Annotated in this window: 7 protein-coding genes; 2 read left to right on the top strand and 5 right to left on the bottom strand. The window is 71.1% G+C overall.

The genetic code is table 11. From position 1 onward, the window contains the following. Nucleotides 1–341: alpha amylase C-terminal domain-containing protein (locus ACIQTP_RS32305; protein WP_403406594.1), on the top strand; the 341-nt coding region annotated here is incomplete at its 5' end. A 122-nt stretch (nucleotides 342–463) separates the two neighbouring features. On the opposite strand, the gene ACIQTP_RS32300 is transcribed toward ACIQTP_RS32305, so the two are convergent. The 4 genes from ACIQTP_RS32300 to ACIQTP_RS32285 all read right to left on the bottom strand — a co-directional run bounded on the left by ACIQTP_RS32300 (nucleotide 464) and on the right by ACIQTP_RS32285 (nucleotide 4,235). Next, nucleotides 464–1,888: a M1 family metallopeptidase gene (locus ACIQTP_RS32300; protein WP_403406591.1), complete on the bottom strand. Its 1,425-nt coding sequence runs from the start codon at nucleotides 1,886–1,888 to the stop codon at nucleotides 464–466. A 190-nt stretch (nucleotides 1,889–2,078) separates the two neighbouring features. Then, complete coding sequence (locus ACIQTP_RS32295) at nucleotides 2,079–2,939, bottom strand: ABC transporter permease (protein ID WP_403406588.1); 861 nt, start codon at nucleotides 2,937–2,939, stop codon at nucleotides 2,079–2,081. Continuing rightward, complete coding sequence (locus tag ACIQTP_RS32290; protein WP_403406585.1) at nucleotides 2,899–3,783, bottom strand: ABC transporter ATP-binding protein; 885 nt, start codon at nucleotides 3,781–3,783, stop codon at nucleotides 2,899–2,901. Before ACIQTP_RS32290 ends, ACIQTP_RS32295 begins: the two co-directional genes overlap by 41 nt. Continuing rightward, nucleotides 3,780–4,235, bottom strand: coding sequence for a MarR family winged helix-turn-helix transcriptional regulator (locus tag ACIQTP_RS32285; RefSeq protein ID WP_403406582.1), 456 nt, complete (start codon nucleotides 4,233–4,235; stop codon nucleotides 3,780–3,782). The genes ACIQTP_RS32290 and ACIQTP_RS32285 overlap by 4 nt, the downstream gene beginning before the upstream one ends. Before the next feature lie 207 nt (nucleotides 4,236–4,442). Between ACIQTP_RS32285 and ACIQTP_RS32280 the strand changes: the two genes are divergently transcribed. Next, nucleotides 4,443–5,339: a Gfo/Idh/MocA family protein gene (locus tag ACIQTP_RS32280; RefSeq protein ID WP_403406620.1), complete on the top strand. Its 897-nt coding sequence runs from the start codon at nucleotides 4,443–4,445 to the stop codon at nucleotides 5,337–5,339. 46 nt (nucleotides 5,340–5,385) lie between these two features. Here ACIQTP_RS32280 and ACIQTP_RS32275 read toward each other — a convergent pair whose 3' ends face one another. Continuing rightward, the gene (locus ACIQTP_RS32275; protein WP_403406580.1) at nucleotides 5,386–6,774 is read right to left on the bottom strand and encodes an MFS transporter; all 1,389 of its coding nucleotides are present in this window, start codon (nucleotides 6,772–6,774) and stop codon (nucleotides 5,386–5,388) included. Nucleotides 6,775–6,806 lie beyond the last annotated feature (32 nt).

Raw genomic sequence — 6,806 nt, 5'->3', positions numbered from 1 at the left:
ACACCGTCTACCGGGACGAACCCGCCCTCTGGCAACGCGACACCGACCCCGCCGGCTTCACCTGGATCGCCGGGGACGCCGCCGACGACAACGTCCTCGCCTTCCTCCGCCACGACGCCCACGGCACCCCCCTATTGGCCGTCTCCCACTTCTCCCCCGTCGTCCGCCACGACTACCGCCTCGGCATCCCCGAGTCCATCCCCGCCTGGCACGAAGTCCTCAACACCGACGCCGCCCGCTACGGCGGCAGCGACGTCCACAACCCCCACCTCCGGACGCACGACGGGGGCCTGCGCCTGACGCTCCCCCCGCTGGCCACCATCTGGCTCCGCCCCGCCTGAGGCCTCGTCCTGAAACGCCGGACGGGCTGAGAGATGCGCGCCAGCGCTCTCAAGGGGCGCGGGGAACTGCGCGACCAGCCCCCACCGGCCCGCAGCCGACGAACAACCCGCGAAGGAACCGGTCAGGGAGAGGTCGGCTTGCCCGCCGTGCCGATCCACGTGTGGAACAGCGCGCCGAGATCCTTCCCGGACAACCGCTCGCAGAGGTGAACGAACTGGGCGGTGGTGCCGTGTCCGCCACGGTGCTCCGTGGCCCAGGTCCGCAGGATGCGGAAGAACACCCCGTCCCCCACAGCCGTACGCAGCTTCTGCAGCGCCATCGCACCCCGCGCGTACACGGGCGTGTCGAAGATGTGCGCCCCACTGCCGGGGTCCGCCGGCGGAAACGCCCACAGACCGCTGCCGGCAGGACTGGCGTACAGGGAGTCGAACGTCTGCTGCGCCGTCTTGCCACCGTGCTGCTCGGCGTACAGCCACTCGGCATACGTAGCGAAGCCCTCGTTGAGCCAGATGTCCTTCCACGCGGTGAGGCTGACGGAGTCCCCGAACCACTGGTGCGCGCTTTCGTGGACGAGGGTGCTCAGGTCGGGCGCGGAGTCGTACACGGGACGCGTCTGGGTCTCCAGCGCGTATCCGACCTGCGGAGCCCGGTCGACGATGGCCCCGGCGGCCCGGAAGGGGTAGGGCCCGAAGACACCGCTCTCCCACGCCAGTACGGACGGCAGCTTCTTCAGTACGGGCGCCGCGGCGGTCGCCTCACGGGGGTCGACGGCGTTGTAGACCTTGAGTCCGTCGCGGGTGGTGTACTGCTCGACCTTGAACTTCCCGACCGTCGCCGTGGCGAGGTAGGCCGCCATCGGCTCGGACTGCCGCCAGCGGAAGGTCGTACGGCCGTGGCTGGTCGACTGTCCGCGGAGTATTCCGTTGGCCACGGCGGTGTGTCCCTTGGGGACGGTGATGGTGAAGTCGTAGGAGGCCTTGTCCTTGGGGTGGCTGTTGGCGGGGAACCACGTCATGGCGCCCTGCGGTTCGCCGGCCACGAACGCGCCGTCGTCGGTGGGGATCCACCCGTCCAGGGAACCGTCCGGGTCGGTGGCCGGCTTGGGGGTGCCCGAGTAGGTGACGGTGACTCGGAATTCCTGGTTCCGCCGGAGTGAGTGGCGGGGGGTGACCACCAGTTCCTGGCCGTCACGGCGGTAGGACGCCTTGGCGTGGTCGACGGTGACGCCGGTGACCTTCAGCCCTTTGAGATCGAGGTCGAAGCGGGTCAGTCGCTGGGTGGCCCGGGCGGTGATGACCGCTTTGCCGTCGAGGTGGCGGCTCTGGGGGTCGTAGCCGAGAGTCAGGTCGTAGTGCCGGACGTCGTAGCCGCTGTTGCCCGAGAGCGGGAAGTACGGGTCCCCCGCACCGGACGCGCCCACCGTACCGGCCGCCGCCGGGCCCGCCGCGACGAGCAGAGCCGCGACGGCGACGGGAACCGCGGCGACAACTGCCTCTCTGCGAAGGACAGTTGTGCGTCTGGTGGTCTGATGCGGACGTGGCGTCACGTTGGCTCCTCCGGTGCGACGGTGATCAGGTGATGACGTGATCAATGGCGCACAGCCTATGAGCCCCGCGGGCCGGTAACCCTCATCATCTGGTCAAGTCGTGATCGAGGGCGATGCAGAAGGAAGGCGTACGGGGGCGTGGAGGCGTCCAAGGGCGAGCCTGCCAAGCGACGCGACCGAACGGTCCGGATCAGCGGGCCAGGCGGCCCAGCAGGGACGAGGCGGACACGATACCGAGGGCGGCGGCCAGGACGAGGACGCCGTAGTCGAGGGCCAGGTGGGCGTGTGTGCCGAGCAACAGGCCGCGCAGCGCGTCCACCTGATAGCTCAGCGGATTGACCTTGCTGACGGCCTGGAGCCAGCCGGGCATGACCGCGACCGGGTAGAGGGCGTTGGAGCCGAAGAACAACGGCATCGTGATGGCCTGGCCGATGCCCATCAGCCGGTCCCGGGTGAGCACGATGCCCGCGATGGTCATCGAGAGACAGGAGAAGAAGGCGGAGCCCAGCACGACGGCCACCGCCACGCCCAGCAGACGGAGCGGGTTCCAGGTCATCGCCACCCCGAGCAGCGCCGCGATGACGACGACCACCACCGCCTGGATCAGCGCCTTGACCCCGGCGGCGAAGGCCTTGCCGGTGATGAGCGCCGAGCGCGGGGTCGGGGTGACGAGCAGTTTGGTGAGGATCCCGGCGTCCCGCTCCCAGATGATCATGATGCCGTAGAAGATGGCGATGAACATCGCGGACTGGGCGATGATGCCGGGCGCCAGATAGTCGAGATAGGGGATGCCGCCGGTGGGTATCGCCCTGATCCGGGTGAAGGTCTCGCCGAAGATCAGCAGCCAGAGCGCCGGCTGGACCGCCCTGGTGTACAGCTCGGTGCGGTCGTGGCGCAGCTTCTGCAGCTCGACCGCGCACATCGCGCCGACCCGAGCGGGCAGCACCCGCCAGCCGGTACGGGCCCGTGGTGGGACGACGAGCAGGTCGAGGCCGCCCGGGTGGACGCGCTCAGCCGACACGGGACGCTGTACGACGGGTGCTTCGGACATCGCTGAAGTCTCCTGACTGTTCGTCGAGGCCGCTGCCGGCGATGTCGCGGAAGACGTCCTCCAGCGTGGGCAGTTCACCGTTCTTCCCGGCGCCGCGCCGCTCGCCGAGGCCCCTGCGCAGCTCGTCGGGGGTGCCCAGGGCACGGACGCGGCCGCGGTGCATCAGCGCGACCCGGTCGCAGTACTGGTCGGCCTCGTCCATGTAGTGGGTCGTCACGAGGACGGTCATTCCGGTGGCGGCGCGTACGGCGTTGATGTGCTCCCACACGCTCGTGCGGGCGATCGGGTCGAGGCCGATGGTCGGCTCGTCGAGGATCAGCAGCCGGGGCGCGCTCACCAGTGCCTGGGCGAGTTCGAGGCGGCGGACCATGCCGCCGGAGTACGTCTTGGCGAGCCGGTCGGCCGCGTCAGTGAGGTCGACCGCCGCGAGCGCCTGCTCGACGCGTGCCGCGCGCTCCTTGCGGGAGACGTCGAAGACGCGGGCGAACAGGACCACGTTCTCCCGGCCGGTGAGCCCGGCGTCGGCGGACAACTGCTGCGGTACGTAGCCCAGCAGGCGGCGTACCGCCATGCGTTCGCGGGTCGCGTCGTGCCCGAAGACGCGGACCATGCCGTCGGGGACCGGCAGGAGTGTGGTGATGCAGCGGATCGCGGTGGTCTTGCCCGCGCCGTTGGGCCCGAGCAGTCCGAACACCTCTCCGTCGTGGACGGAGAGGTCGAGCCCGTCGACCGCGGTGGTCTCGCCGAAGGCGTAGACGAGCCCGGCACAGCTGACGGCCTCCGCCCCGGCATCCCCCACCGTCTCCTCGGCGGGGTCTCCCCCGCCCGTCGAGTTCCGCGTCATGTCTCCTCCGCCTCCTCGTGCAGGTTCACCGCCAGCTTGCGGAGGGCAGGAAGGGCCGCCTCCAGGGCCGCTCGGTCGGCCTCGTCGAGCCGGGCCACCTGACGGCGCACGAGAGCCGCGCGCCGCTCGCGCCAGTCGCGCAGCCGTGCGTCCGCCGCCGCTGTGGGCAGCAGGCGTGCCGCCCGCCGGTCGGCCGGGTCCGTCTCGCGGTTCAGATAGCCGTCCCGCGCCAGTTGGTTGACCAGCGTCGAGACCGAATTGCCCGCCAGGTAGAGCTCCTTGGCGGCTTCCGACACACGGATGCCGGGACGGGCCACGACCAGCCGCAGCAGCTCGACCTCGGCGCCGCGCAGCCGCGGCGCGGTCATGCCGCTGCGCAGTCGCCGCCGGATCAGTCGCTGCACTCCGGCCAGGGCGTCTGCCAGTGCATCGGAAAGGCTTTCGGACTCCACGTTCCGAGAATAGCTCTGTATCAGAGGTAATGAGGGAAAGGGAGGGTCAAGAAGAAGGGGAGGGTCAAGAACCGCTCAGGGGCAGGCACGCCCGCCGGGGCACGGCGGGCCGCACCCCCTGGTGGAGAGCCCGGCCCGCGTGATGGAGTTTCCCCAGCCCACTCCGGGTGCCGGTAGCGCCAGCAGAAGGAGACCTCCGTGACCGCGATCGAGACCGATGCCGCGCCGCCGTGGCCCCATCCTCCGGTGAAGGTCGGACTGGTCGGTGCCGGGCCCTGGGCACGGGCCGTGCACGCGCGCGTGCTCGCCGCCGGGCCCGAGACACGGCTGACCGCGGTATGGGCGCGGCGCGCCGAGGCGGCCCGGGAGACGGCCGAGCCGTACGGTGCCGCCGCGGTCGCACGTTTCGAGGAGCTGCTCGACGGCTGTGAGGCGGTCGCGTTCGCCGTTCCGCCCGCGGTGCAGGCGGAACTCGCTCCGCTGGCCGCGAAGGCGGGCAAGGCACTGCTTCTGGAGAAGCCGCTCGGTGTGGATCTGGCGTCGGCGCGGCGCCTCGCCGACGCCGTCGACGAGGCCGGGGTCGTCTCCCAGCTCGTCCTGACCAACCGCTACCACCCGGCCACCCGGGAGTTCCTGAGCAGAGCGCGGGAGCTGGAGATCACCGGAGCGCGTTCGTTTCTCCTGCACGGGGCGTTCCTGGGCGGTGAGTTCGCCACCACCTGGCGGCTCGAGCATGGGGCCCTGCTCGACCTGGGTCCTCATCTTCTGGATCTCCTGGACGCCGCCGTCGGACCGATCGTCCGGGTCCGCGGCACCGGTGACCCCCGCCGCTGGATCGAGCTGACCTGCGAGCACGCCAATGGTGTCGTCAGTCAGGCCTCACTGTCCGGATCGGTCCACGTCGAGCACGGCACCACGCGCGTCGAACTCTTCGGTCCGCAGGCCCCGCTGGTGTACGACCCCGCCGAACTCGACCACGAGGAGACCTGGCCGGTGCTGCGCCGGGACTTCGCCACGGCCGTACGCACCGGGGTGTCCGGCGAACTCGACGTCCATCGGGGACTTCACCTCCAGACGCTGATGGCGCAGGCTTCGGAGAGCTGACGCCCGGGCCGCAACGGGCCGGGCGTTCCAGGCACAGCGGGGAAGGTCAGGTGTAGCGCCGCAGCGCCGGCGCCGTGACGGCGAGGATCGCCATGGCGACGACCACCAGCAGTCCGCCGCCCGCGACGGCGGTGCGGGCGCCCAGGACGGAGCCGGCCGTTCCGTGCAGGACGTCGGCCAGCCGCGGGCCGCCCGCGACCACCACGGTGAACACGCCCTGCATCCGGCCGCGCATCTCGTCCGTGGCGGCCGACAGCAGGATCGCGCCGCGGAAGACCATGGAGACCATGTCGGCGACCCCGGCGGCGGCGAGGAACGCCACGGCCACCCAGAGGCTGGTGCTCAGGCCGAAGCCGGTGATCGCCGCTCCCCAGGCCATCACCGCGGCGATCACCATGAGCCCGTGCCGCCGGGCCCGGGAGAACGTGCCCGACATCAGTCCGCCGATCACCGCGCCGATCGGGACCGCCGCGAACAGCAGGCCGAGCGCGAGCCCTTCCCCGTAGGGCGCGTACGTCTCGGCGGCCAGCTGCGGGAACAGGGCCCTGGGCATGCCGAGGACCATGGCGATGATGTCGGCGAGGAAGGACAGCAGCAGCACCTTGTGCAGCGCGATGTAGCGGAAGCCGGCGGCGACCTCGCTCCAGCCCGCCCGTTTGGCCGCGGAGCCCGTCAGGGGCGGCAGTGCCGGCAGCCGCATCACCGCCCACACGGTGACGCACAGCGCCAGGGCGTCGATCAGATAGAGCTCGCCCAGGCCGATGACGGGGATCAGGGCACCCGCGAGCAGCGGTCCCGCCACCAGGCCCGTCTGCATGACGGTCGAACCGAGCGCGTTCGCCGCGGGCAGTTCGTCCTCGGGGACGAGCCGGGCGATGGAGGCGTTGCGGGCAGGGGAGTTCAGACCGAAGAAGGCCTGCTGGAGGGCGAGCAGCGCCATCAGGACGAGCACCGAATCGAGGCCGACGACGGCCTGTACCCAGAACAGCACCGAAGTCACGGCTATGCCGGTGTTGGTGATGAGGAGCAGCTTGCGCCGGTCCATGCTGTCGGCGACCGCGCCGCCCCACAGCGCGAAGACCACGAGCGGCAGCAGTCCCGCCAGGCTCGCGTAGCCGACCCAGGCCGAGGAGCCGGTGATGTCGTAGATCTGCTTGGGCACGGCGACGGCGGTGAGCTGGCTGCCCACCGCCGTGACGATGGTGGAGGACCAGAGCCTGCGGTACGCGGGGCGGCGCAGCGGGCGGGTGTCCATCGCCCAGCGGCGCCAGCCGGTGCGCTCCGCCCGGGCCGCTCCCGCCGTCTCGTCGTGTTCGGCGGATCCGGCCGCCGAACCGCTCCCGGCCCCGCCGTCCGTCCCGCCGCCGGTCCCGCTCTCCGCCCCGTCCGTACTGCTCTTGCTCGTGTCCACGGCCGTCCTGGCTGCTCGATACATCTTTCCGTTGTCAGGGTTCACTATCGCGTACG

Source organism: Streptomyces sp. NPDC090798 (genome assembly GCF_044768965.1).
Lineage (GTDB): Bacteria > Actinomycetota > Actinomycetes > Streptomycetales > Streptomycetaceae > Streptomyces.
Note: the sequence above shows the minus strand (reverse complement) of the source record. Positions and strands in the feature narration are given on the sequence as shown.

Excerpts from the sequence above, each read along its gene's own strand:
- ACIQTP_RS32275 (WP_403406580.1), bottom strand. The coding sequence starts at position 6,774 with ATGTATCGAGCAGCCAGGACGGCCGTGGACACGAGCAAGAGCAGTACG.
- ACIQTP_RS32295 (WP_403406588.1), bottom strand. The coding sequence starts at position 2,939 with ATGTCCGAAGCACCCGTCGTACAGCGTCCCGTGTCGGCTGAGCGCGTC.
- ACIQTP_RS32290 (WP_403406585.1), bottom strand. The coding sequence starts at position 3,783 with ATGACGCGGAACTCGACGGGCGGGGGAGACCCCGCCGAGGAGACGGTG.